General features: G+C 63.3%; 24 protein-coding genes, 2 tRNA genes and 2 pseudogenes. 19 read left to right on the top strand and 9 right to left on the bottom strand.

Translation table 11 applies throughout. The features are described from left to right. The first annotated feature begins 207 nt into the window (after window positions 1-207). A complete protein-coding gene (locus tag F1D05_RS22655; protein WP_185442219.1) occupies window positions 208-765 on the top strand; it encodes a dihydrofolate reductase family protein in 558 nt (185 codons plus the stop codon). A 536-nt stretch (window positions 766-1301) separates the two neighbouring features. On the opposite strand, the gene F1D05_RS22660 is transcribed toward F1D05_RS22655, so the two are convergent. After that, window positions 1302-2693 carry an MFS transporter gene (locus tag F1D05_RS22660; RefSeq protein WP_185442221.1) on the bottom strand — a complete coding sequence of 464 codons (1392 nt, stop codon included), beginning with the start codon at window positions 2691-2693 and terminating at the stop codon, window positions 1302-1304. A gap of 77 nt (window positions 2694-2770) precedes the next feature. Between F1D05_RS22660 and F1D05_RS22665 the strand changes: the two genes are divergently transcribed. Beyond that, window positions 2771-3202 (top strand): winged helix-turn-helix transcriptional regulator, encoded by a 432-nt coding sequence (locus tag F1D05_RS22665; RefSeq protein WP_185442223.1) that lies wholly within the window; start codon window positions 2771-2773, stop codon window positions 3200-3202. A gap of 422 nt (window positions 3203-3624) precedes the next feature. Further along, entirely contained in the window at window positions 3625-3759 is a 135-nt protein-coding gene (locus F1D05_RS22670; protein ID WP_246486888.1) for an ArsR family transcriptional regulator, read from the top strand. A 195-nt stretch (window positions 3760-3954) separates the two neighbouring features. On the opposite strand, the gene F1D05_RS22675 is transcribed toward F1D05_RS22670, so the two are convergent. Continuing rightward, the gene (locus F1D05_RS22675; protein ID WP_206685800.1) at window positions 3955-4626 is read right to left on the bottom strand and encodes a DUF402 domain-containing protein; all 672 of its coding nucleotides are present in this window, start codon (window positions 4624-4626) and stop codon (window positions 3955-3957) included. 251 nt (window positions 4627-4877) lie between these two features. Then, window positions 4878-4939, bottom strand: a tRNA-OTHER gene (locus tag F1D05_RS22680). Between the two features lie 386 nt (window positions 4940-5325). Here F1D05_RS22680 and F1D05_RS22685 point away from each other — a divergent pair. From F1D05_RS22685 to F1D05_RS22695, 3 genes and pseudogenes are all read left to right on the top strand, one after another. After that, a pseudogene (locus F1D05_RS22685) lies at window positions 5326-6412 on the top strand (IS630 family transposase). A 209-nt stretch (window positions 6413-6621) separates the two neighbouring features. After that, entirely contained in the window at window positions 6622-7239 is a 618-nt protein-coding gene (locus tag F1D05_RS22690) for a hypothetical protein (RefSeq protein ID WP_185442225.1), read from the top strand. Window positions 7240-7581: 342 nt separating this feature from the next. Beyond that, on the top strand, window positions 7582-8037 hold the full coding sequence (locus tag F1D05_RS22695; protein WP_185442227.1) for a hypothetical protein: 456 nt from the start codon (window positions 7582-7584) through the stop codon (window positions 8035-8037). Between the two features lie 1139 nt (window positions 8038-9176). On the opposite strand, the gene F1D05_RS22700 is transcribed toward F1D05_RS22695, so the two are convergent. Together F1D05_RS22700 and F1D05_RS22705 are read right to left on the bottom strand one after the other, a co-directional pair. Then, a complete protein-coding gene (locus F1D05_RS22700) occupies window positions 9177-9863 on the bottom strand; it encodes a hypothetical protein (RefSeq protein WP_185442228.1) in 687 nt (228 codons plus the stop codon). 137 nt (window positions 9864-10000) lie between these two features. Next, on the bottom strand, window positions 10001-10159 hold the full coding sequence (locus tag F1D05_RS22705) for a hypothetical protein (RefSeq protein WP_185442230.1): 159 nt from the start codon (window positions 10157-10159) through the stop codon (window positions 10001-10003). A gap of 81 nt (window positions 10160-10240) precedes the next feature. Between F1D05_RS22705 and F1D05_RS43110 the strand changes: the two genes are divergently transcribed. Both F1D05_RS43110 and F1D05_RS39020 read left to right on the top strand, forming a co-directional pair. Further along, window positions 10241-11047 (top strand): helix-turn-helix domain-containing protein, encoded by an 807-nt coding sequence (locus tag F1D05_RS43110; RefSeq protein WP_428995037.1) that lies wholly within the window; start codon window positions 10241-10243, stop codon window positions 11045-11047. Then, window positions 10932-11420 (top strand): hypothetical protein, encoded by a 489-nt coding sequence (locus F1D05_RS39020; RefSeq protein ID WP_206686460.1) that lies wholly within the window; start codon window positions 10932-10934, stop codon window positions 11418-11420. The genes F1D05_RS43110 and F1D05_RS39020 overlap by 116 nt, the downstream gene beginning before the upstream one ends. 87 nt (window positions 11421-11507) lie before the next feature. On the opposite strand, the gene F1D05_RS22715 is transcribed toward F1D05_RS39020, so the two are convergent. The 3 genes from F1D05_RS22715 to F1D05_RS22725 are packed head-to-tail and all read right to left on the bottom strand — an operon-like array spanning window position 11508 to window position 13506. Next, complete coding sequence (locus F1D05_RS22715; protein WP_185442232.1) at window positions 11508-12242, bottom strand: DUF5677 domain-containing protein; 735 nt, start codon at window positions 12240-12242, stop codon at window positions 11508-11510. A 41-nt stretch (window positions 12243-12283) separates the two neighbouring features. Beyond that, entirely contained in the window at window positions 12284-12775 is a 492-nt protein-coding gene (locus F1D05_RS22720; RefSeq protein ID WP_185442234.1) for a GNAT family N-acetyltransferase, read from the bottom strand. Beyond that, window positions 12775-13506 (bottom strand): GntR family transcriptional regulator, encoded by a 732-nt coding sequence (locus F1D05_RS22725; protein ID WP_185442236.1) that lies wholly within the window; start codon window positions 13504-13506, stop codon window positions 12775-12777. Before F1D05_RS22725 ends, F1D05_RS22720 begins: the two co-directional genes overlap by 1 nt. A 189-nt stretch (window positions 13507-13695) precedes the next feature. Here F1D05_RS22725 and F1D05_RS22730 point away from each other — a divergent pair, with 189 nt between their 5' ends. From F1D05_RS22730 to F1D05_RS22770, 9 genes are all read left to right on the top strand, one after another. Beyond that, window positions 13696-13947 (top strand): DUF6284 family protein, encoded by a 252-nt coding sequence (locus F1D05_RS22730; RefSeq protein ID WP_185442237.1) that lies wholly within the window; start codon window positions 13696-13698, stop codon window positions 13945-13947. Next, window positions 13947-14798: an ABC transporter permease gene (locus tag F1D05_RS22735; RefSeq protein ID WP_185442239.1), complete on the top strand. Its 852-nt coding sequence runs from the start codon at window positions 13947-13949 to the stop codon at window positions 14796-14798. The genes F1D05_RS22730 and F1D05_RS22735 overlap by 1 nt, the downstream gene beginning before the upstream one ends. Window positions 14799-14800: 2 nt before the next feature. Next, window positions 14801-15058, top strand: a complete 258-nt coding sequence (locus tag F1D05_RS22740) for a hypothetical protein (RefSeq protein ID WP_185442241.1) — start codon at window positions 14801-14803, stop codon at window positions 15056-15058. Between the two features lie 2 nt (window positions 15059-15060). Then, window positions 15061-17259, top strand: coding sequence for a cell division protein FtsK (locus tag F1D05_RS22745; protein WP_185442243.1), 2199 nt, complete (start codon window positions 15061-15063; stop codon window positions 17257-17259). 196 nt (window positions 17260-17455) lie between these two features. Further along, window positions 17456-17788, top strand: a complete 333-nt coding sequence (locus F1D05_RS22750) for a hypothetical protein (protein ID WP_185442245.1) — start codon at window positions 17456-17458, stop codon at window positions 17786-17788. A gap of 52 nt (window positions 17789-17840) precedes the next feature. Then, complete coding sequence (locus F1D05_RS22755; RefSeq protein WP_185442247.1) at window positions 17841-18719, top strand: bifunctional DNA primase/polymerase; 879 nt, start codon at window positions 17841-17843, stop codon at window positions 18717-18719. Beyond that, complete coding sequence (locus F1D05_RS22760; RefSeq protein WP_185442249.1) at window positions 18716-20032, top strand: DUF3631 domain-containing protein; 1317 nt, start codon at window positions 18716-18718, stop codon at window positions 20030-20032. Before F1D05_RS22755 ends, F1D05_RS22760 begins: the two co-directional genes overlap by 4 nt. Before the next feature lie 53 nt (window positions 20033-20085). Then, complete coding sequence (locus F1D05_RS22765; RefSeq protein WP_185442251.1) at window positions 20086-20313, top strand: helix-turn-helix domain-containing protein; 228 nt, start codon at window positions 20086-20088, stop codon at window positions 20311-20313. Window positions 20314-20323: 10 nt separating this feature from the next. Continuing rightward, complete coding sequence (locus tag F1D05_RS22770) at window positions 20324-21652, top strand: tyrosine-type recombinase/integrase (RefSeq protein WP_185442252.1); 1329 nt, start codon at window positions 20324-20326, stop codon at window positions 21650-21652. Between the two features lie 145 nt (window positions 21653-21797). Here F1D05_RS22770 and F1D05_RS22775 read toward each other — a convergent pair. Beyond that, a tRNA-Ser gene (locus tag F1D05_RS22775) sits at window positions 21798-21885 on the bottom strand. 394 nt (window positions 21886-22279) lie between these two features. Here F1D05_RS22775 and F1D05_RS22780 point away from each other — a divergent pair. Both F1D05_RS22780 and F1D05_RS22785 read left to right on the top strand, forming a co-directional pair. Next, window positions 22280-22877 (top strand): annotated as a pseudogene (locus tag F1D05_RS22780) (CatB-related O-acetyltransferase). Between the two features lie 125 nt (window positions 22878-23002). After that, window positions 23003-23854: a GNAT family N-acetyltransferase gene (locus F1D05_RS22785; protein WP_246486889.1), complete on the top strand. Its 852-nt coding sequence runs from the start codon at window positions 23003-23005 to the stop codon at window positions 23852-23854. Window positions 23855-23857: the final 3 nt, after the last annotated feature.

Raw genomic sequence — 23857 nt, forward strand, 5'->3', positions numbered from 1 at the left:
GGCAGCCAGCCAGGGGAACCTGGCTCGCACCAGCGTGCGAGCCGATGCCCGGCTCACACCAGCGGCTCACACGGCGGCCCAGACGCCCTGACCTGCGCAAACCTCGACCCGGCGTGCTGCTCACACGCGGAACCGGAAGGAGCCCGACGCGCAGGCGCGCGCCCGCGCGTGGGCCGCGACGCCGTAGTGGCGTTAGAGTCGCTGGCCATGGGACTCCTCACCTTCAGCCTCAACCTCACCCTGGACGGTTGCGTCGACCACCAGGAGGGGATCGCCGACGACGAGACGCACGCCTTCTTCACCCGTCTCATGGACGAGGGCGGGGCAATGCTGTGGGGTCGCGTCACCTACGAGATGATGGAGAGCTACTGGCCGGCCGTCGCCCGCGGCGACGAGGAGGCGCCGCCGGCCCTGCGCGAGTGGGCGGTCAAGCTGGAGGCCAAACCCAAGTACGTGGTGTCGTCGACGCGCACGGACTTCCCGTGGACCAACAGCCACCACATCGCCGGCGATCTGCGCGAGGGCGTGCAGAAGCTCAAGGACGCGACCCCGGCCGGTGTCCTCCTCGGAAGCGGCAAGCTCGCGACCGAGCTCGACCGGCTGGACCTGATCGACGAGTACAAGCTGCTCGTCCATCCCAGGATCGCCGGCCACGGCCCGACGCTGTACCAGGGCGGGCTGCCCGGCACGCGCCAGCTCGAGCTGCTCTCGGCGGAGCCGCTCCGCAACGGCGCGGTGGCCATGCACTACCGCCGCGCGCGCTGAATCACAGGAGCCATCGCCTGATCGGGCCAATTGAGATTACCTACGGAACCGGCCCAGTCGCTGATGCGACTGGGCCGGTTTACGATTTGTGCTCTGTGAGGTGATGAACCACGCTCTGACCTGCGGAAACGTGGTTCTCTGTGCCTCTGGAAAGCTGGCGGAGGATACGAGATTCGAACTCGTGAGGGGTTGCCCCCAACACGCTTTCCAATTCCTTCGACCTGTGTTCGGCAAGGTTCAGGGGATGGCTTTACGGCTGCCCGGCGCGTCGGCGAAGCGGTGGTGAACTGTCCCGAACGCCTGCGAATGAGCCACAAATGAGACGGTGGTGGGCGGGATGTGCGCGGTACCAAGCACGACAGGAACGCGATCATGATCTACGGCTGTAGTACTAATGCGGCACGAGTGACTGATGTTTGAACTAGCAGTTCCATGTCTGCTGGATCGTGCCAGTACGCATCGTCATCCGGCGGGGCATACAGCATCGCTCCCGATATGAATTTCAGGCACAGATGGCCGAGTCGGATTAGCGCGCCCTACAGCGGGTCCGGATGCTGGCGCAACCTCAACAATCCGGGCGATGCGATCAGCAGGCCGAGGCCGGCAGCCACGAGCGGAACGAGCAACGCGGATCTGAAGCCCTCCACTGTCAGTTCGTCCGCCGTGGCGAGAACGGCGGCGACCACGGCGAGTCCCAGCGCCGAACCGAACTGGAACGAAGTCGTCAGTACTCCGCCCGCCAATCCCTGCTCCTGTTCGGGAATCCCGTCGGTAGCGGCAATGGTCAGCGGCCCATAGGCAAGCGAGAACGCCAGCCCCAGCAGGATGAACGACGGGAGCATCGCCGGGTAGCTCCATTGTGCGCTGAGCGGCAGGAAGGCTGCATAGCCCAATGCGGCGAAGGTGAATCCACCGAAGATCACCCGGCCGTTGCCGAAGCGATTCACCAGCCAGGGCGTCAACGTCGGGGCGAGGACGGAGTCGATCCCGATCACCGTCAGCGCGAGTCCGGTCTGGAGTTCTGTCCAGGACCGCAACTCCTGCAGATAGAGCACCGCGATGAACTGGAAGCCGACGAAGGAGCCGACCAGGAGTACCGCGCCGAGGTTGGCCCGGACCAGAGAACCGTTGCGCAGAATGCCCAGCCGGATCAACGGCGCCGCCACCCGTCGCTCGATCCCGATGAACGCGGCCAGTAGCGGCAAGCCGGCGATTGCCGTGATCGCCGTCTGCGTCACTGGTACGTCGGGCGCGCGGACCAGCGTGGTCACCAGCAGGAGCATCGCCGCGGTCAAGCTGACCGCGCCGCCGAGATCGAAGCCGCTCTCCTGCTTGCCCGGGGCAACTTCCCGGGGGAGGAGGGTGAGCGCGCCGGCCAGGATCAGTGCGGCCAGCACGACCGGCGCGAAGAAGACCCAGCGCCAGTCGATCGCCGTGAGCAGCCCACCAGCCACCATGCCGAGCGAGAAGCCGGCGGCCCCAGTACCGGCGTACACGAGCAGGGCTTTGTTGCGTTGTGGTCCTTCGGGATAGGTGGTGGTGATGATCGACAGGCCGGCCGGGGTCATGAAAGCGGCGGCGATACCGGTGACGAAGCGGGCCAGGATCAGTACCCAGCCTTCGGTCGCGAAGCCGCCGAGGCCGGAGAAGGCAAGGAAGATGATCAGCCAGGTGATGAACATCCGGCGCCGGCCGAGCAGGTCCGCGGCCCGGCCGCCGAGCAGGACGAACCTGCCGTAGCTGAGCACGTAGGCGCTGACGACCCACTGCAGTTCGCTGGTGGACAGGCCGAGTTCGGCCCGGATGGAGGGCAGCGCGACGCCCATCATCGAGACGTCGATGCCCTCCAGAAAGATCGCGCCGCAGAGGACGAAGAGAACAGCCCAGGCCCGGCCGGTCAGCCGGTTCTGAGTGGTGGTTGATGACACGGAATTGCTCCGGTTCCTCGAAGTGGGGGTCGGTTACCTCTTGTAACTGATCTCATCCTCAGGAACCATCGGGGATTATGGAAGAAGGCACTTCAAAGGAACCGAGTCACTCCTGCTGCACCGAGGATGCATTCCAGTGGGACACCCGCGAGGACTGCGAGGTCCGGCAGATCCTGGATCGGATCGGCGACAAGTGGTCCCTGCTGGTGATCGCCTTGCTCGACAACCGCAAGCTGCGCTTCACCGAGTTGAAGAAAACGATCGACGGCATCAGCCAGCGCATGCTCACCGTGACGCTCCGCCAACTGGAACGCGACGGCCTGGTGCGCCGTACGGTCTACCCGGTCGTCCCGCCACGCGTCGACTATGAGCTCACCCCGCTGGGCGTCACGCTCCACGCCACCATTCAGTCCCTGGTCACCTGGACCGAGACTCACCAGCAGGAAGTAGCCGCCGCCCGCGCGAACTACGACACCCGCGCAGCCCTCACGGAGACTTCAGCCGGCTGAGCTTCGCCAGCTGAGGCAGTACTGCTAACAGCGTCACGAGCGCAGCCAGTCCTGCGAAGAGTGCGACTCGACCGCGAATGGGACGAGCAGAGCCGTCACCCCTACTCTGCCGGCGCTGCGGGCAGTAGCCCGGCTGGTGCCCACAGCAACCATCGCGACCCGGCTCGTACCGGTGCGTCGCCTCGGGCGAGGATGCCTCCCGCGTCCCGACGGGCAGGGTGCCCAGGCCCTGGGCACCGTGCGTACCTCGTCATCGGCCGAGACCAGCCTCCCCCTGCGTGCTCTCCGGATCCCATCCCGACATTCCATCAATTCAAGTTGATCCATTCATCCGAGTTGATGCGTAGTTGGTGATCGTGAACGTTCCACACACAGGTCCGGACGACCCGCCGCCGACGTTCCTGCGGTTGGCGGAGCATGACGTGCGATGGCGGCTGCTGAGAGAACTGTCACGCAGCGACGGCCGCGTTCGTGAGTTGACCCTTCTGCTCGGTCAGCCGCAAAGCCTGGTGTCCTACCACCTCAACAAACTGCAAGCCGACCGATCCATGTATTGAATCGCACCACTTGATGGCGGTAAGGGGTGCGCTTCGATACACAGACGTGCTGAGACTGCTGGCGGGTCCCTTGTGTCTGCACTGGGGACATCTGGGACAGGCCCGATCTACTATGTCTCAGACATCCGCGCTGGTCAGAGGCATGTCTGTGACATTGGGACACCTGGGACAGCGCGACTCCAGGACAGGTGCCGACTAAGTAGGCGGGAGGTCCCAGCCCGTCGGTAGCTCCGGCAGCGACCAGGTGGGATCGGGGACGAAGTCGCAGTAGGTCCCGTCGAAGGGGAATCTGCCTTCCTCGGCCAGTGCGATGACACTCCGCCCCTCAGCGCGGGCGGCAACTGCCTGTGCGGCGGTCCAGTAGCCCGGGGCGTCGGTGAAAGCCGCGAAGTCGTCTTCGTCCTTCCAGCACCAAGTCCGGTCGGGATCGACGACGACGTCGAGGCCCATATCGGCGACATCTATGCCGCAGCGCTGACCGTCGCTCCAGCGCGGTCCGCGAATCTCCAGGTTGACGTACCAGCCGGTGAAACGCTTCGCATGGAAGAACCACCACAACGAGTGCGCGGCACCGGCCGGATTCCAGATCAGCACGCTGTTGTCCTTCCACTCGCCTGCTACAAGCGGACGTGCCACGACGACGTCGATCGGCTCCTCGCGTGTCGCCTGTCCTTGATCATCAGCGCGGCACCCGAATCCCGAGCCCACCGGTAGCCACAACAGCAGGCCGTACTCGTCATCGCGTACGACTCGTGTGGCTTGTACCCACGTAACGGCGAGACCGCGGCGCGACCGTCGCAGTACGACGTCGCCGTGGTTGTAGTGACCGACTCCACTGTTCTTGCGGGCCCACGCGTCAGTGATCACTCGATCGATCCTGCCAGGGTGAATGGATTGGACATTCGGCCGCCCGCTGCGGTTCCACGACCGGGCCGGCGTGCTGGATCCGTGGCCAGTCGTGCGGGGTTTCGAGCTTGAAGCGCCGCTTGAGATCGAGACCCTGACGAAAAAGGTGGGCCGGTCGCATCGCGACCGGCCCACCTTGTGTTCGTCCCCTGTAAGTGACCACATCATGCGCTGACCAGCGGAAACACCGATCGGGTGGCCACTCAGCAGAGTGGCGGAGGATACGAGATTCGAACTCGTGAGGGGTTGCCCCCAACACGCTTTCCAATCCCCCGATTCGGCATTCGGTGAGGTTCTGCAACGGCCGCCTGAGCGTGGATGAGGGGGCCCAGAATCTCTCTGAACCGCTCTGAACGTAGGCGGATGAGACTAGCTTTGAGACTGGCCCTCCTGGTCCCGAAGTGGTGCCCACGATGGGCAGCGCGGCGACAGCGAAGTGCGTGCAGTTGCGAGCGATTCGAGGCAAGATCTACGTCTATGGAAGAAGAAGGCATTAAGGCTGCGCGCGAACTATTCCAAGGGCGGTTGGCCGGGGCTATCAGCGAACTTGCAGCGTTCGCGCCGTCAAACGATGAGATGGATGCGCGCCCTGGCCATCGTAGGCTGCTAGTGGGGCGTGTCATTAATTAGGTAACGGTTGGTGGTGGGTCAGAATGGGGTATGGCGAACCGTCCTGCTGCCGCGTTGGTGCTTCGTGAGGGTGATCGGGAGCGGTTGGTGTCGTTGACGCGGTCGACGACGGTTCGTGCTGGGTTGGCGTTGCGGGCGCGGGTGGTGTTGCTGGCTGCGGGTGGGGTATCGAATACGGCGATCGCGGAGCAGGTGGGGTTGTCTCGTCCGAAGGTGATCGGGTGGCGGCAGCGCTACGTGCGCAGCGGGATCAAGGGTCTGGATGATGCCGAACGGGTGGGCCGGCCGCGCGAGATCGATCACGCGATGATCGTGGCCGAGACGTTGAAGCCGCCGCCGAAGCGGCTGGGGGTGACGCACTGGTCGTCTCGGCTGCTGGCCGTGCGGCTCAAGGTCGGCAACGCGACGGTCGCGCGGGCGTGGCGTGACTATGGGGTGCAGCCGTGGCGCAGTGAGACGTTCAAGTTCTCCACCGATCCGGAGTTGGTCGCCAAGGTCACTGATGTGGTCGGGCTGTATCTGGCGCCACCGGACAACGCGATCGTGTTGTGTGTCGACGAAAAGTCGCAGATCCAGGCTTTGGACCGGACTCAGAAGATGCTGCCGATGCAGCCTGGTTTTCCCGAGCGCCGCACCCATGACTACGTCCGGCACGGCACCAGCACGTTGTTCGCGGCACTGGAGATCGCCACCGGCACGGTGACCGCGGGCCTGCAAACCCAGGCACCGCCACCAGGAGTTCCTTGCGTTCCTCAAGCAGATCGACCGCGCCTACCCCGACGACGGCACCGGTCAGGAACTGCACCTGGTGATGGACAACTACGCCACACACAAACGGGCCGAGGTCCGTGACTGGCTGGCCGCGCACTCCCGGTTCAAGGTCCACTTCACCCCGACCTCCGGGTCATGGCTCAACCTGGTCGAGGTCTGGTTCGGCATCATCGAACGACAAGCCATCCACCGCGGGACCTTCACCTCGGTCAAAGACCTCAACACAAAGATCCGAGCCTTCATCACCGGCTGGAACGACCGCTGCCACCCCTTCGTCTGGACCAAGACCCCAGACCAGATCCTCAAGAAAGCCAACCGTCACCGAACTTCAGAAACGCTCCACTAGATGCACTACAGAGGCTCAACGGAGCCTTTGACCTGCGTACCGAAGCGGGGGAATCGCTCTTCAGCGTCTTCGATCAGGGGGTTGTGTACGCCTTCTTGGAATCGGCGCGAGCTATCCCAAATTCGGAAGAGTGGCCCATAGATGCAGCTTATGACTTGGCGGTCCAGGTTGACGAGTATCTATCAGAGCATCTAGTTAACTTGTTACCCTTGGCTGACCGACGCGGCTGGGATAAAACTGACCTGAACAGCCTCTACTCTGCCGCAAAATCCTCCATGAATGGAACTCGCCTAGAGCAAGAAATCGTTGCATCGAGGACGAAGGTAAATCTAATTGTTGAAGATGTTCAACAGGCGGCGGGCGTCGTGGCCGATGGTGAGTTGGCGTCAGCTTTCAATGATTATCAGAAAACTGAGATCAAATCTGCAAACTATTTCCGAGGAGCAGCGATTGGGCTGCTTGTTGCAGTCATGGCGTTCTCCATTTATAGTGCAACCAAATTGCCTCCGAGTCTCGGTTCTTCGTTAGCCCACCTCGGTATAGCGGTATCCGGACTCGCAGCATTTGCCTATCTTGCCCGGGAGTCGGCGCAGCATCGGAACGCAGGACGGTGGGCCGCGATCATGTCGGTTCAACTAAAAACCCTCAGTGCATATTCAGCAGACATGACTGTCGCTGAGCGAGAGGAGTTGCGGGGAGTCTTCGGCAGACGGGTCTTCTCTGAGCTTCCGTCATCATCTAAGGAACCCCAGCAAGGACTGACAGACATTGCTCCGACGCTCCAGGCGCTGATTGACGTCATCAAGTCCGTTCGCGGTGGAGGCTGAAGCGGCTTGTGACCCCCGGAAAGAGTCAAGGAGTAGGCAAAGAGGTGCGGGCTGACACCTGGGTCTGTGGCGTGCAAAAACAGCACTGCGGCCGCTCGGTGGGTCGTCATACCGCCGTCCGACGGTATCCGAGAGTGCCTGCGGAGCTCTTCGACTGGCTGAGGTGAACCTCAGTTAACGGGCCTGCACTGGGACGGATGAGACCCACTTTGAGACCCCTGTCTGCGCCTCTAGCCTTCGATCGGGTCGAGGCGGATCCGCCTACGCTCTAGCCTTAGCCGATGAGCATCGCCGTCGATCTGGTGAAAGAGGCTGGCCCCTACGTGCTAGGGCCTGGCTGGCATGTACGCGACCTATCGCAGCGGTTCGCGACAAGACCGCAATTCTCGGCACAACGCCCGAGTAGAAACGCTCTACCTGGAAATGCTCAATGCCTACAATTTCCAACTGCGCGCGTACTACAGCTATCTGACTAGTGGAGAAGTGCGCGCAATCGAGGGAATCAGCCCAGCGGGACTTGCCGATCGGGTCGAACTCTTCGCGCATCCGCAAGTTCAGACTGCGTGGAACAGTGCGCTCGACCGGTTAGGTGAGCGCGCAGATGCCGCGAGTGACATGCCTGAAGCCAATGAAAGTCTCCATCGCTCCGACCTTTGGCTCATCTATAAAGAGTGCCTTGAGTCGCTCACAATGGAGATGCGAACAGATCTTGGGATTCCCCAGCATAGAGCTCGCCGCCAACGTCTAAAACGTCAGGCTCGGCGGGAGGAGTGGAAGATCCTTCACAAATGGAGTTGATAGCTACACGTCAGCGGGATCCGAGAAATGCTTGCTGTGCCTGACGACCGGGTCAGGCGGACCCCAGCGAACGGGCCTGTACTGGGATGGATGAGATCCTCGCTCGCGTCGCAGCACTTGCTTGAGTCAAGAGACTCAACACGCTGTTCAATCCCCCAATTCGGAATTCAGGGAGGTTTTGCAAAGGTCGCGGGAGCGTGGATGACAGGACTCGCAACCTCGCTGAACGTCCTCAAACGTGGGCGGATGAGACCAACTTTGAGACTGCGCTCGGCCGGTTCCTGGCTGCCGTCAGGGGTCGCCTAGGGTGTTTGTGACATGTGCTGGTATCGCGCTAGGGCTGTCCTCACGAGCGCATGACTCAGTTTTGTCATGCGTGTCACGACATCCTCATTCCCAGTAATCTGCAGCTCGGCGATCCCCGCGCCGGCATCTTTTAGGCCGCGCAGTTCATACCCGTGCATGACAGTCCAGTGCCTGCCGTGTGCAAGGGCCTGAAGAGAGATGCCACAGCCTCAGCCCGTCCGCGCCGACGGCACCCACGGCGGTGCACGCTCCCCCGATGACTGCAGTAGCGCTCAGGTTTGCAGCTACCTTGCTCTTATCAATCCCAAGGCCGACCGCGAGATCGCGAATCTCTTCACAGCGCTGCAATGCGGTCTTTCCTTTGGGTCCGGGATTCGACGGTTTGATGGTCTCGTATCCGACCCGGTCCCGCATGTCGCGGTGGTGGGCTCTGAGTGCGCGGTACAAGCGCTCTTGCTGGTTGCTGGGATGGGTCAGCCAAAGGGCCAATCCAGCTTCTTCTAGAGCTGCACGGAGCAGAGTGATCGGCGCTGCGGCGTGAAGGGCCTGAGCCTTCATAATCAACTGGCGAAACGCGTCAAGGTGGTCTATAGCGCCACTGATGCCAGCCAAAATTAGGTGGGAACCTGGGTACACGCCCAGTAACTTATTGTCACTACCCAACGCTGATCGTGGCGTAGGTTGCCCGAGTGATCGTTGCTCCGCCGCATTCATCCAACTTTCGATATCGGAAAATAGTGGGATGAGATGATCAAAGTTGGCGGATCCTCCACTTGGCATGATGCGATCTTGGCTAACTGGCGCAAGTATCGCAACCCCGTTTGCGATGAGACCTAAGACGCGGACGGTCGGCCGAGTTCGTAGGACATCTGCTTCGCGGTTGGTCCGCACACCCCCTGTACCCAGGCGCGGTGGTAGAGATTGCGCCAGGTCCGGGCGGCCTCTCGGCTTTCTCCGTACATCTCGCTTCTTGCCTCTTCGTATTCAGATTGAGTACCTCCGATCTTTGCGAGGATTGCAGGATTGTGGGCAAGTATTTTCTGTTGAGTAACCTCCCAAAGGTCCGCGGGTGAGTCCTCAATTTGAGGCGAGTCGGCAAGATGGTCGAGGTTGTAGAAACGTCCGCTTTTCGCGTATCTGGTTAGCGTTTGCATGAGGCCATTGATCAATGGGTTGGTTTCTGTCTCAGTTAAGCAGTCTTCAATAATCCCTGGAGAGGTGGCCAGGCTGAGTCTCTCGCGAAATAGGCCACGACAGCGATCATCCAGTCTTGCGATGTCATGTCCGTAGTCGTTTACCATCTCAGACTTTGATGGCCACGTCTGGTGGGTTTCCGTGTGGATGAATCCCGCCGTCAATTTCAGCAATTTCTCCGCGCCTATCGACCAGACTGTGAGTAGGGGTTCCAGACTCCTTGCGGCGAATTCGAAGTCTCCCAGAACGGTATCTGCGTGGTTCAGCAGTGACATTGCAGCGGATATTTCTCTGACTTGAAAAGACCACTTTGGTGCATTGTTCATGCGCCAAAGATAGGGGCTCCTGGGCGTCGGTGTCACTGGCTGGTGGTCCCAGCACCTTCAGGCCAGGTGCATCCGCTCGAGGAGTGGAAGGCGAGACGCACGCGGTTCTCAGGGCTTCACACGCGCGCCTCGCCGGTCTAGTCGTCCAGCCACTCCGCGCCATCGGCCGTCCGGTGAAATCCCTTGTGCTCCCCGAGGACGCACGGCCTGCTGGTGACGGGGTGGAGGCCATCGCAAAGGTCGGTCCTGGTCCACTCCACCCCGTCTAGTTCGCGCCCCGCACGTGTCCCGTTCATGCGTTCAGTTTGGCAAACACGCAGCGTGAGATCACCAGTTCCCGCGTATCCCTCGTGCTCAGGATGCAGGGATACAAACCCATGAGGGACACTTGCAAGGTGACCTTCGGACACCGGCTGAGGGAGTACCGGCAACACCGAGGTTGGTCCCTGGCCGATCTCTCCAAAGCCACGCATTACCACCGGTCGTATCTCTCGAATCTGGAGAATGGCCGCAAGCTCCCGAACGAGGATCTAGCCCGCGTCTGCGACGAGGTACTACGCGCCAAGGGCGAGCTGATCTCGGCCGCCCGAGGTGACACGGTCTCCAAGCTCGACCAGACCCCGTGGCAAACCGCGGAGCTCCTCCAGCGCATACAGGCCAGCGACACAACAGCGGGAACTCTGGAGAGCTTGCACTCAACCGTCGAAGAGCTGTGTTGCCAGTACAACCACCGCGACGCCCTTGAGTTGCGCCAAGAGGCGCATAGCTGGCTTCAACACGTGGCAGGTCTCCTACGTCGCCCTGTCGGCCTGAAAGCGCACGCGGAGCTCCTGGTGGCTGGTGGATGGCTTGCCCTGCTGGCTGGATGCGTCGAGTACGACCTAGGGATGCGCACGGCCGCCGAGTCCACTCGGACCGCAGCCATGCAACTTGGCCTAGAGGCCGGCCACCCAGAGATCGCCGGGTGGGGCCACGAAATGACCGCCTGGTTCGCTCTCACCCAAGGCCGCTTCCGCCAGGCCGTCGACGCCGCCCAGAAGGGCCAGGGCCGTCGCGCAGCACAGCAGCGTGCATGTCCAGCTCATCGCCCAGGAAGCGAAGGCCAAAGCGCGTCTCGGAGAGACCGGCCTGCACCCATTGCTAGAGAGCGGCAAAGAGGTTCTCGAACACCTGCCATACCCTGACCGGCCGGACAACCATTTCAAGGTCGATCCTGCGAAGTGGGACTACTACGCGATGGACGTCCACCGCATCGCCGGAGACGACGAGCTGGCCACCCAGTACGCCCGCACCGTCATCAACGACAACATCACCCCAGACGGCCACGAACTAAGCCCAATGCGAGTCTCCGAATGCCGCATCACCCTCGGCATCGTCGCAGGCCGTGAAGGTGACCTAGAGCAAGCCGTGGGCCTCGGCATATCTGGCCTCAAGGACGGACGCCAAAGCAAAGTCCATCTTCAGATGATCGCCGGGGAGTTGGATCAGGAGCTTCGCCGACGCTTCCCCAGCGAAGGTCTCGTCACAGAGTTTGAAGAGGCTCTACGTGGGATCTAAATCTGCGCACGTATCGAATCGCACCCCATGAGCCTAGCGAGGGTTCGGATTCGATACACAGCACGGCACAGCAGAGCAGAGCAGAGATCAGAGGACAAGCTTCCCGACTCCGAGTAGTGGCTTCGTCTCCAGTTCGCGCGAATTTTCATCGATCAATTGCTGCATTGGTTGCGCTCGGGTCATGCAGTTGAAAGCCGAGTTGGTCCAAAGGAGGCTAATCGCGATGGTGCCTGCAAGCTGATTGAACTGTGTCGGGTCTGTGGAGGGCTCAACTCGGAAGGCTAGGCCGGGCGGGTCTAAGACCTCTGCGATCCATCTTTCGATGAGAGGTATACCCGAATGTGATCCACTGCTAAGCGATCTGTAGATTATGTATAGCGATGAGTCGCCGTCATTTACTGCCTCGCAGACATCTCTAATGTTCTTGGGAGCAACTTTCTCGTACTCGGTGACATCGATATGCTCGGCTTCGAGCAGGTGCTTGAAGGACTGCGAGACTCGGAGGGTCTTGGTGAGCCTCTCTCGGTGGAGTTCGTTGTCTGTTAAAAGGGAGGAGTGTGCCGTGGGGTTCATTACTAGCCATTGACAGTGCATTGCGCATTCAAAGATCAGTCGAGTCAGAGGTGTCGCAGAAGCGAAGCGCTTTCGCTTGGTCAAGTCGATTGCGTCGATCGCTAGATCGTTGGCATGCGCGGCTAAGTCGTATGCGGCAACATAGCGCTGTGGGGCAACGTCTACCTCGCCGGTTAGGCTCTGCTGTTCCTGTATCGCCTTGAATGCCTCCATTTGGCCATCGGCAATTTTGAGTAGATCCGGGATCATAGTTTTCCTTTCCTGTCTGATATCACACGCACACTGCGCGACTAGCGAGTCCTTCGTTGGAACAGTGCGCCACTCATGCGGCCAGCAATATTGCAGGTCCGAACGTGTTCGAAGCTGTGTGCGATGTAGTAGTCATGCAATCTGGTATTGGTGCTCCAACAGTTCAGGCGGACCCAGTCCTTACGGTCGCGGGCTGCGATATCTACGACTGCTTCGAGCAGAGCTGAGCCGTAACCGTGGCCGTGTTCTACGACGAAGAAGCGGCTGATGTAGGTCTGAGGCTCTGCGAGTTCTTCGGGTGTCCAGAAGTCGGCTTCTGGGTCGATGATCGCCATCATCGCCACTACGCGGCCGTCGACCTCCCAGCCGACGAAAGGGAAGTTGTCAAAGTCGTCGTCGATGTTGGCGTGGACCTGAGCCATGTCGAGGCCGCCTCGGTATTGGTCGGTGCCTTTGGTTGCGAGCCATTCGCCTGCCTCGTCGCGGACCTGGTGGACGAGCTGGCGGTGCGATTCGTCCAGAGTGATCAACATCAGTCGTCCGGGTTCAGGTCGTAGGAGACTTCTACGCGGTCGGCTGCCATGCGGGAGACCATGTAGCGCACGGGACGCCCTTCGGCGTCGTAGCCGATTCGGCTGTGGATCAGGAGTGGGGTGCCCGGGGCCATCATGAGGCGCTGCGCTTCGTCGGCGCTGGGCATGCGGGCTGTGAGGAGATCGTGCCAGCGAGCCTGCTTGTGGCCGGTGGCGGCGAGTAGGCCGCCCTGGACTCCGAGGTCACTGGGATTCCAGAACAGCTCGTTTCCGTCTGTGACGAACGGCGGGAAGTAGGAGTCGCTGAGCTGGTGGGGTTCGTCGTTAACCCAGCGGAGGCGGTTTCGCGCCTGGATCGCCGTACCTACAGGGATCTTGAGCGCTTCGGCGACATCGGCCGGCGCCTGGATACTGAGGATCTGCAAGTCGTTTTTGGGGATCCCGCCTTGGGCCCTGATGGTGTTGGACCAAGCGTCCCCGTCGTTGTTGTGGGCCTTCTCCCACTCGGTCATCTTCCATTCCCAGCGATGAATTTTGCGGACTTGCCGAGTCCGGCCTTGGCTACTGGTGATGAGCCCTTCCGCCTCCAGCGCGGACAGCGCGGCACGAACCGTGTTCCGGCTCGCGCCGTAGCGCTCCACCAACTCGGCCTCGCTGGGCAGGGCTGAGCCCGGCTCACCGAGTGAGTCGCGGATCAGGCGCGCAACCCGCTCTTGCAACGTCTCTGGCATCCCAATTCCTCTCGTCTGCTTGACAAGCTTATCCAGCTTGTTCCAACATGTCACTCACGTAACTTGTTCCAACAAGCCACATAAGCAGACCAAGGCCGATAGGACCCGACGTAGCGACGCCCCGGCGGTTGCACCCACCGAGGCGTCAGGGGTCGCACCCATCCGTTTCACCAGAGGAGCACGCAACCCATGAACATCATCGCCCTTCAGGCCATCGCCAGCGAAGGACCAAGTGCTGCCGACCTGGCCGAGATCGAGCAGGAATGGCCGCTCATTGCGGCCGAGCTGGACTTGCTGGACGCCCAGATCGCGTACATCAACGCGGGTCGGGCCCCGTCCGTTCTGGACCGGCGCAGGGTGCGCCGGGCTGAGCGTCGCGTCTTGGACGTCAAGCACCAGTTGGCGACCACCGAGGACATCAATGGAGACGAGGTCGCGTGATGAGCACTCCGCTTCGTACGACGTATCCGGTGCCGGTTGAGGATCTGATCCCGGCCGCCCGCAAGCTCGCTGCCGAGCTGGGCACCGTGCCGTCACAGAACCGAATCAAGAGCGAGTTCAGGATCGGCGCTGACAAGGCCCGTGTCATCCTCACCGCACTCACTGAGCCCACCTCGGCGGCCACTGAGCCTCACCTGCACGCGGTGCCGGACCAGTCTGACCCTGAGTCCAGTGTTGGTGACGACGAGATGCCCCCCGCGCCAGGGGAGGAGGCATCTCCGCAGGTCGCAGCACCCGTAGAACCGGGAATCGTTGCCGGAACCGCTGAGTCTGAGGGTGTTCCCGCGGCTGTCCCCGAGGACGCTAGCCCGGTCCGTTCCTGGCCGGTTCTGTTGCTCGCCTTGCCTGCGTTCGTCGCGGTCTGGTCCGGCTGGGTCGGGCTGGGCACGCTCACCGGTTTCGGGGTGATCCACCCGCTGCCCGGGATCGCGGACGGTTTCACGATCAACTCCGCCATCACGTTGCCAATCGGGGTTGAGACCTATGCCGCGTTCGCGCTGCGGATCTGGCTGTCCGGCCGTGTCCCGGCATCAGCTCGCCGGTTCGCGAAGTGGTCCGCACTGGCCGCCCTGGTCCTCGGTGCGCTCGGTCAGGTCGCCTACCACCTGCTAGAGGCAGCCGGGGTCACCCGAGCGCCGTGGCAGATCACCACCGTCGTCGCCTGCCTGCCCGTCGCCGTGCTCGGCATGGGTGCCGCCCTTGCCCACCTGGTCCACGCCGGACCGCAACCAGTCCGCCAGTCGAGCTGGTTCCGCCCGCTTCGCGCCCGCCTGATGAACGGAGCCAACTGACCATGACCGCCCTCAGCATCTCCGCGCCGGTCCCTACGTTCAGCCTCTGCGAAATCGCCAACCTGATCGGCGCGCTCACATCAATACAGCCCGCCGTCCTGGCCGCAATGCCGGAGTGGACCACGCACTATCGCGAGGCCGTCACCAAGGCCCTGGAACTGGTCTCGGTCAGCAGCCTGGACGAAGTCAACCTGACCTACATCTACGTCAACGAGTTCCGAGTGAGTACGCAGACCGCTTGCAACTGTGAGGGGCACTAGCCATGACTGAGCTTCCGAACAACGTCCCTGAGCCGATCGACTTGGACGCGCGCCGTGCTCGCCGTGACGAGGCCCCGAAGGATCCGGCTGAGATTGCCGGCAAAACGGTCCCTCTGTCTGCGGGCGAGGTCGAGCGGATGGATACCGCGTACGAAGTCGCCCTGGACGACGACACTGACACGTCGCCTGGCGCGAGCAAGGTGCTCGTGCCGGTCGACCAGCCGGGCACGCCGGTTGCTGTCGCGCCGGGGGAGCGGCTGCCGATCATCCCGGTTCACCTGCGCCCCCAGAACCTGCCCGCCACCGCACGGCGTGCACTGGCCCGGTCCACCCACGTCGCCGCGTATCACGGTGTCCGCTCGCCCTGGTACGGAGTCAAGCTGTCCTGGTTCGCCGGACGTGGCCTGTTTCGCCTTGTAGGCAAGCAGATCGCCTGGTGGTGGGTCCCCAACTCCGTCGCGCTGGAACAGGCAGCGGCCGATGACCGGGAGCTGAAGGAGTGGGAGAAGATCCACCGCCAACTCAAGGCAACCCGTCTATGGCGTGGCTGCGTTCTGACGGCCCAGAACCTCGGGCTAATGATCAGTGCACCGATCGCCTGGAACGCCGCTCCCGCAGGGCTTCTAGCCGCAGCCGGGGCGGGTGTGGTCGCTGCACTGGCGCACTACGGCCGCCCGGCCGGTCAGACCTTGGTCGGCACAGCGGTTGTCGCGCCGAGGTTCCGGAAGCTGAACTCTGACATCGTGCTGCGCGCCTACTACGCGGCCGGACTCGGCAAGCCGGACAAGACCGATCAGGAGATCCGGTTCGGTTCGCAGATGTCCAGGGATGCCCGCAACACCGGGTCTCAGGTGCTGGTGGATCTCCCGTACGGCAAGGGCTGGTCCGACGTCCAAGGCTCCCGCGAGAAGATCGCGTCCGGCCTGGATGTGCACATGAACCAGGTGTTCTTGTCCCCGGACAAGTCCAGCTCGCGCCGCCACACTCTGTTCGTTGCCGACAGCGACCCGCTCGCCGTCCCGGTCGGCCGTACGGACATGCTGGACTGCAAGCCGCGCTCGATTTGGCGTCCGGCGAAGTTCGGCAAGGACGAGCGCGACGCGCCGGTGTCGCTGTTGCTGATGTGGATCTCGCTGCTAGTCGGTGCGCAGCCGCGCAAGGGCAAGACGTTCGCCGCACGACTCATCGCGCTACATGCCGCGCTGGACCCGTATGTGAAGCTGATCGTGGTCGACGGCAAGAACTCCCCGGACTGGCTGAAGTTCAAGCTGGTTGCCCACCGCATCGTCTTCGGCACCCACCCCAGCCCGAACGACCCGGACCCGATCGCCAACCTGATGGCCATCCTGGACGAAGTCCTCGCACACATCGACCGCGTCAACACCCAGCTCGCCGCGCTGCCGGTCAGCGTGTGTCCGGAAGGCAAGCTCACCGAAGAACTCGCGAGGGATGCGCGGTACCCGGATCTGCGGGTGCTGGTGATGGTGATGGAGGAGTTCCAGGTCTACTTCGAGACCGAGGACCAGGAGGTCAACAAACAGATCGCCGCCAAGCTCTCCCGCATCCAAGCCGTCGGGCCATCGGCCGGTGTGGTGATCGTGTCGTGCTCGCAGAAGCCCTCGGGTGTCGGTGCGGGTGATGTGGCCCGTTTGTTCAACCGGTACAGGGATAACCACGCGGTCCGGTTCGCGCTGAAGTGCGGCAACCGCGTTGTCTCCGAAGCCGTCCTCGGTGGTGACGCGTACGCCGAAGGGTTCGACGCCGCGACCCTCCCGGTCGGCGACGAGTACCGAGGCGTCGGCTACCTGTACGGCGCAGCGGATGCGACACCGACCGTGCGGACGTTCCTAGCCGACCACAGCGACGCCGAGAAGATCCTCACCGCCGCCCGAGCCCACCGTGAACGAATGGGCCTGCTAACCGGGATGGCGGCCGGGGAAGAAGTCGAGCGGTCCACCAGGGATGTGCTGGCCGACATCCTCACCGTTCTCGGTGCCGACACGGCCGCGCACTGGGAGGCGATCGCCGGACGGCTCTCGGAGCAGATGCCCGAGCAGTACGACGGCACCACAGCCGAAGCGATCAGCGCTCAGGCAAGGGCGCTGCGGGTCCCGAGCGTCAACATCAAACGCGACGGCGCGACCCGCAAGGGTGCCCGCGCCGACGACATCCGGCAAGCGATCGGCCGCCGCGACACCTGAACCGCGGCTGCACAGAGAGTTACCAACTCGATAGGGGTTGCGGGGCGGTCTAGGTAGCGGCCGGACCGCTACCGGTAGCGGCTGCGCTACCCGTCCCGCTACCCCGAAACCCGAACCTGACCAGGCCGTTCATTCCCGCGTAGCGGGTAGCGGCTACGGCTCCTCACGCCCAAAAACAGCCTTTCGGAGGCATCCCATGCCCATCGTCGCCGCTACCACCCTCCTGACGGGCGCTACCCACGGTAGCGGGCTCACCGCCAGTGTTCACACCCTCGCTCAGGCCGCCACTGTGGCGCTCATTGTCACCGTGAGCATCGCCTTCTACCTCCTCACCTGCCTTGTCTGGCCGTTCGGGAAGTGCCGTCGCTGCAAGGGCGCGGGCAAGTTCAAGTCCCCGCTCGGCAAGGCCTACCGCCACTGCGGCAAGTGCCATGGCTCCGGGCTTCGGATCCGGATCGGGCGTCACGTCATCAACCACATCCGCGCCACCAGGGGCGCTGGAACCAACTCCACCAGCAAGAGCAAGTGACCACCGCTCACCGTCTGACCGTTGCCTGAAATCCCTCGAGGGAGATCCACCGATGAACGACTTCCTGACTGCTGCACTCGCCGCTGCCGAGCGGGGCTGGCCGGTGTTCATGCTCGGCCGTTCTAAGCGCCCGGTAGCCAACTGCGACGCCTGCCGTACCGCGACCGATCACGACCCGGCGACCTGCGGACACCTGACCTGCCACGGCTTCTACGCCGCGACCACCGACCCGGCCCGCCTCACCGCGATCGTCGCCGCTGTCCCGCGCGGACAACTCGCCGTCCGAACCGGCGCAGTCTCCGGGCTCCTGGTGGTCGACGTCGACCCCGCGCACGGCGGCATGACCAGCCTGACCCAACTCGTGTCTGAAGGACTCCTCCCGCGAACCTTGCGGGTCATCACCGGCTCCGGGGGACAGCACCTCTACTACCGCCACCCCGGCCACCCGGTGCCCTCACGACCGATGCCCGGCCGTCGAGGGATCGACATCAAAGCCGACGGCGGATATGTCGTCCTTCCGCCGTCGATCCACCACCGCACCGGCCTGCCTTACCGGTGGGCAACGACCACCGGACCTGGAACGGCAGAGATGCCCCCCGCTCTCGTTACAGCGTGCCTGCCTCCTATGCCGGCCGATTCCTCCACCCCGCCGACCGCCCCAGCCACGACACAACCGGGCGGGGGCATCTCCCACCCCGACATGCTCCTCGACAGCCTCCTAGACGCCATCCGCCAAGCACCCCAAGGCAAGCGACGCACAACCCTCTACGGCGCTGCGAGAGGTGCTGCGCGGATGGTCGCGGCCGGAGCCATCGACCGCGCCGCCGCACTCGCTGCCCTCACCTACGCAGGACACCAAGCAGCCCAGACCGACCGAGACATCAGAGCTGCCATCGCTGGCGGTTTCCGCGACGAAGGGATTGCCGCATGACGAACGACAACCACGACCAGGGCGACGCTATCGATGGTGCGGAACTGCTGGACGATGTCGCCGCGACCATCACCCGGTACGTGATCCTGCCCAACACGTCAGCGCTGATCGCCGTCGTGCTGTGGGTTGCGGCCACCCACGCCGTACCGGCCTGGAACTGTGCGCCCCGGTTGGTAATCCGGGCACCTGAACGGCGCTGTGGAAAGTCGCGGCTGTTGGACATGGTCGAGGGCATGTCACACCGGCCGTTGATGACCGTCAACGCCTCGCCGTCTGCGGTTTACCGATCCATCGGTGTCGCGCCATCCGATCCGCCGACCCTGCTGATCGATGAGGCCGACACGATCTTCGGGCCGAAGGCAGGCGACAACGAAGATCTTCGCGGCCTGCTCAATGCCGGTCACCAGCGAGGTCGTCCGGCCTTGCGCTATGACGCCGGTTCGCGATCAGTGGAGAAGATCGCCACGTTCGCCATGGCCGCACTCGCTGGAATCGGTGCGATGCCGGACACGATCGAGGATCGGGCAGCTGTGATTCGGATGCGTCGTCGTGGGCCGTTTGAGAAGGTCGCGCCGTACCGCGTCGGCCGCGACGGTCCCGAGCTGGACGAGCTGCGGCAACGCCTCAACCAGTGGCTCACCGGCCACGTAAAGGCGCTGCGGAATGCGACCCCGGACATGCCGCTAGAAGACCGTGCCGCCGACACCTGGGAGCCGATGATTGCCATTGCCGACCTGGCAGGCGGTCAGTGGCCACGGGCTGCCCGCAAAGCCGCTCTAGCGCTCACCAGCGACCGCGACGCAGGTGATGAGGCATCGATCCCGACCCGGCTGCTTGCCGACTGCCGGACAGCTTTTCAGGACGCCGACGCACTGCCGACTCAGATCCTCTTGGATCGCCTGCGCAGCGATCCTGAAGGGCCATGGGCCTCAATGGGCGCGGCCGGACTAACCGCGATGCGGATGGGCAACCTGCTGCGCGACTTCGAAATCCGCAGCGTCACGACCCGATTCCCCACCGGGCAAGCCAAGGGGTACCACCGCAACGATTTCGCCGACGCGTGGAGCCGCTACTGCCCCGAGCCGAAGCCAGCCGTTGAGGAAGCCGTACCAGCCGTACCAGCCTCAACATCGCAGGTCAGCCCCGAGGAGGCTTCCGCTTCTGGTACGGCTCAAGCCGTACCAGCGAACCAAGCCTCCTTGACCCTGACCTGCGAAAACGAGGCTGGTACGGCTGGTACGCCTTGGGGACCCAGGCCTGTGCCGCCACTCGCCGAAGACGGCGAAAGCCAGCCAGCGCGCGAGACCGCATGAGTAGCCATCGCATCGACAGCTTGCCCACACGGACCGAAGGAGATCACGTCCCGATGAGCATCAACGAAGGTTCGAAGGTTGCCACTGGGCCTCTGCTACTGACGGTGGAGGAGGCCGCGCGGTTGCTCGGCATCGGACGGACAACCGCCTTTGCGCTGGTGAAGTCCGGCGAACTCGAATCGATCCCGCTCGGACGACTCCGGCGCATTCCCGCCGAGTGCATCACCGACTACATCAACCGGCTTCGGACGCTTGCCCGCGTCAACAACCAGGCTGCCTGAAGGGAGCGACATGGACAACCAGGACAAGCGGTCGAAGAATCCGGACGGCCGGTCGTCGATCTACAAAGGCACTGACGGCTACTGGCATGGTCGGGTCACGATGGGCGTCAAGGATGACGGCAAGGCAGACCGACGGCACATCATGCGGAAAGACAAGGACGAAGTCGCCGACCGAGTCTCGGAGCTGGAGAAGGAGCGAGACAAAGGAAGGGTCCGCCCGGCCGGTAAGAAGAAATGGACCGTGGCGGATTGGCTGACTCACTGGCTGACAATCGCCCGGCCGAATCTGCGGGATGGCTCGTACGACGCCTATGAGGTCGCGGTGCGGGTGCATCTCATCCCAGGGCTTGGCGCGCACAAGCTGAACAAGTTGGAGCCTGAGCACCTGGAGCGCTTCTACACGAAGATGCAGAACAACGGCGCGAGTGCCGGTACCGCTCACCAGGCACACAGGACCATTCGGACGGCGCTGGGAGAGGCCGAGAGGCGTGGTGCCTTGACTGTCCCGAATCCTGCGGAGAAGGCCATTCCGCCGCGCCTCGACCTGGAGGAAGAAGAAGAGATCGATCCCTACTCGGTGGTTGAGATCAGAGCGATCTTGGATGAGGCGAACAAGCGTCGGAACAGTGCCCGTTGGGCAATTGCGCTGTCGCTCGGATTGAGACAAGGGGAGGCGCTGGGGCTCAAGTGGACGGACATCGATCTGAAGTCCGGAGTCCTGAAGGTGCGCCGCAGCCTGAACCGTCCGAAGTACAAGCACGGGTGCGACGGCGAGCCCTGCGGGCGGAAGCCGGGGTTCTGCCCGAAGAAGCAGAAAGCGCGGCCGGACACAGCGCCGACGAAGTCGCGCGCCGGGCGTCGGACGATCGGTTTGCCGCCAGAGCTGACGGCGATCCTGCAAGAACACTGGAAGATTCAGGCCGCTGAAAGGGTGCTCGCTCGTCAGCTCTGGAAAGACGAGGGGTGGGTTTTCGCTAAGCGGACGGGGGAGGTGCTCAGCCCGAACATGGATTACCGGGAGTGGAAAGACATCCTGGCGACCGCAGGAGTTCGGGAGGGGCGGCTACACGATGCCCGGCACACCGCAGCGACGGTTCTGTTGCTGCTCGGTGTGCCCGAGCGGGCGGTGATGGATCTGATGGGCTGGTCCTCGTCGTCGATGGTGAAGCGGTACCAGCACATCACTCAGCAGATCCGTATGGACATCGCTGTGAGGGTCGGTGGCTTGCTGTGGGAGGCGGCCCCCAAGGCCAAGAAGAGGAAGAAGTCCAAGAAGGGTAAGAAGGACAAGCCGGGGCGGCCGGACGAGGGGCCTACGGCCGCTCAATTGTCCGCCTGAGCTGGCCTGTTGAGACTGCCGTTGAGACTAAGACGGGAAACGGCCCGGTCGCTGATGCGACCGGGCCGTTCCTGTGCTGTCCCCTGCGAGTGACCGGATGTCGCTCTGACCAGCGGAAACACCGGTCAATCGGCCGCTCGGAGAGTGGCGGAGGATACGAGATTCGAACTCGTGAGGGGTTGCCCCCAACACGCTTTCCAAGCGTGCGCCCTAGGCCACTAGGCGAATCCTCCAAGGCGAGAGAATACGCGAGGGTGGGGCTGGAGCTGAAATCGGGGTGTGGGGTGGATCGCCAGGCCGTCAATCGAGGCCGACGGGAGCCTCGAGCGACGGCTGTGCGGTGGCGTGACAGTGGGCATGAACGGGCTAGGAGCGCGGGGGCACCGAGAGGGGAGGCGCGGCGTGGCCGGTGTTCAGGTTGGTGGTGGGTCGGGCGGGGGTGGGTGCCAGTGGTGGAGGGGTTGCGGCGAGCGGGGCTGCGCTCGGGCGAGGCGAGGGTGTGACGGGCGCGGTGGTGCTGCGGCGGGCGGGATGGGTGCAGCAGAGAAATGGTGTGGAGGGCGTGGGGCGGGGGTTTTAGGGTCGGGGGATGGATGAGATTGGGCCTGATGCTGGGGTGGTGGGCCGGTGGTGGGGGTTGAGCGGGTGGTGTTGTTGAAGCCGCTCGTGAGGTCGCCGTTGGTGGAGGTGGGGGAGTTCACGTACTACGACGATCCGGTGGATCCGGAGGCGTTCGAGACGAAGAATGTGCTCTATCACTACGGGGCCGGAGCGGTTGGTGACCGGGCGGTACTGCGCGTTGGGGGAGGGGACCACGTTCGTGATGAACGGGGCCAATCACCGGATGGACGGGCCGTCGACGTTTCCGTTTCCGATCATGGGTGGGGGCTGGGCGAAGCACTTCGATCTGATTACTGGGTTGCCTGGGCGCGGGGACACCGTGGTGGGGAATGACGTGTGGTTCGGGTATGGCGCGACGGTGATGCCGGGGGTGCGGATCGGGGACGGGGCGATCGTGGCGGCGCGGTCGGTGGTGGTGGACGACGTACCGGCGTACGGGATTGTGGGTGGGAATCCGGCCAAGTTGATCCGGAAGCGGTTCGGCGAGGAGGAGATCGCTCGGTTGCTGGCGGTTGCGTGGTGGGACTGGCCGGTGGAGAAGGTCACGGCGAATGTGCGCGCGATCATGGCCGGCAGCCTCGACGAATTGGAGGCGGCCGAATGAAGTTGGCCGAGATGTCCGTCGGTGACGTGGATGCTGTGCAGGAATTGATCGAGTCCGATCCGGGGTATACCGAGCGGATCACCGGGTATCCGCCGGGGTCTGCGGATGCGCGGAGTTTGTTGGTGATGCGGCCGGAGAGTGTCGCCGAGGACGCCAAGGTCGTGCTGGGGGTTTGGGACGGGGATCAGCTGGTCGCGGTGGTGGATCTGCTGAGGGGTTATCCGAACGGGCATACCGGATTCATCGGATTGCTTCAGGTGCATGGCGGCCGTCAAGGCAAGAGGATCGGCCACGCGGCGTACGAGCTGGTGGAGAAATATGTCGCCGGGAATTGGCGGGAGATTCGGGTACTTCGGCTGGCCGTCGTTGATACGAATGCGGAGCGGGCTGCGGGGTTTTGGGCGCGTCAAGGGTTCGAGGCGACGGGCGAGGCCAAGCCGTATCGGTATGACAAGGTCGAATCTGTCGCGCGGCTGTATGAGAAGCGGCTGCTCTGGGGGCATCCGGAGCTTGTGGTGAAGGGTTCCGGAATCGAGGGGCACGGCCTATTCGCGGCTGGGTCGATCGCCAAAGGCTCGGTGGTTTCGCAGTTGGCTGGGCGCAGGGTGACGACTGCGGAGTTGACAGAATTGTTGAAGAATCCGCCGGTCGACACGATCACGGTCGATGACGATGAGCATGTGGTGTTGCCCGCCGAGCCGCGGCCTGTGATTGCCTATGGCAACCACAGTTGTGATCCGAACCTCTGGTGGGCCGACGCGGTGACGCTCGAGGCGCGTCGCGACATCGCGGTGGGCGAAGAGGTGACGAGCGACTACGGGACCAGCACGGGGGTTCCGTACGAGCTGGAGTGCGGGTGTGGGTCGTCACTGTGTCGTGGTGTGGTCACCGGTGACGACTGGAGGCGGCCGGAGTTGCAGGAGCGCTATGGCGACCACTGGATCCCAGCGCTGCTCAAGCGCCAGCAGCACAGCTAGTAC

It is taken from the genome of Kribbella qitaiheensis (assembly GCF_014217565.1).
GTDB classification, from domain to species: Bacteria; Actinomycetota; Actinomycetes; order Propionibacteriales; family Kribbellaceae; genus Kribbella; species Kribbella qitaiheensis_A.

Coding starts and splice junctions, on each gene's coding strand:
- F1D05_RS22655 (WP_185442219.1), top strand. CDS start 208: ATGGGACTCCTCACCTTCAGCCTCAACCTCACCCTGGACGGTTGCGTC.
- F1D05_RS22665 (WP_185442223.1), top strand. CDS start 2,771: ATGGAAGAAGGCACTTCAAAGGAACCGAGTCACTCCTGCTGCACCGAG.
- F1D05_RS22695 (WP_185442227.1), top strand. CDS start 7,582: ATGTACGCGACCTATCGCAGCGGTTCGCGACAAGACCGCAATTCTCGG.
- F1D05_RS22700 (WP_185442228.1), bottom strand. CDS start 9,863: ATGAACAATGCACCAAAGTGGTCTTTTCAAGTCAGAGAAATATCCGCT.
- F1D05_RS22705 (WP_185442230.1), bottom strand. CDS start 10,159: ATGAACGGGACACGTGCGGGGCGCGAACTAGACGGGGTGGAGTGGACC.
- F1D05_RS43110 (WP_428995037.1), top strand. CDS start 10,241: ATGAGGGACACTTGCAAGGTGACCTTCGGACACCGGCTGAGGGAGTAC.
- F1D05_RS22715 (WP_185442232.1), bottom strand. CDS start 12,242: ATGATCCCGGATCTACTCAAAATTGCCGATGGCCAAATGGAGGCATTC.
- F1D05_RS22720 (WP_185442234.1), bottom strand. CDS start 12,775: ATGTTGATCACTCTGGACGAATCGCACCGCCAGCTCGTCCACCAGGTC.
- F1D05_RS22725 (WP_185442236.1), bottom strand. CDS start 13,506: ATGCCAGAGACGTTGCAAGAGCGGGTTGCGCGCCTGATCCGCGACTCA.
- F1D05_RS22730 (WP_185442237.1), top strand. CDS start 13,696: ATGAACATCATCGCCCTTCAGGCCATCGCCAGCGAAGGACCAAGTGCT.
- F1D05_RS22735 (WP_185442239.1), top strand. CDS start 13,947: ATGAGCACTCCGCTTCGTACGACGTATCCGGTGCCGGTTGAGGATCTG.
- F1D05_RS22740 (WP_185442241.1), top strand. CDS start 14,801: ATGACCGCCCTCAGCATCTCCGCGCCGGTCCCTACGTTCAGCCTCTGC.
- F1D05_RS22745 (WP_185442243.1), top strand. CDS start 15,061: ATGACTGAGCTTCCGAACAACGTCCCTGAGCCGATCGACTTGGACGCG.
- F1D05_RS22750 (WP_185442245.1), top strand. CDS start 17,456: ATGCCCATCGTCGCCGCTACCACCCTCCTGACGGGCGCTACCCACGGT.
- F1D05_RS22755 (WP_185442247.1), top strand. CDS start 17,841: ATGAACGACTTCCTGACTGCTGCACTCGCCGCTGCCGAGCGGGGCTGG.
- F1D05_RS22760 (WP_185442249.1), top strand. CDS start 18,716: ATGACGAACGACAACCACGACCAGGGCGACGCTATCGATGGTGCGGAA.
- F1D05_RS22765 (WP_185442251.1), top strand. CDS start 20,086: ATGAGCATCAACGAAGGTTCGAAGGTTGCCACTGGGCCTCTGCTACTG.
- F1D05_RS22770 (WP_185442252.1), top strand. CDS start 20,324: ATGGACAACCAGGACAAGCGGTCGAAGAATCCGGACGGCCGGTCGTCG.
- F1D05_RS22785 (WP_246486889.1), top strand. CDS start 23,003: ATGCGGCCGGAGAGTGTCGCCGAGGACGCCAAGGTCGTGCTGGGGGTT.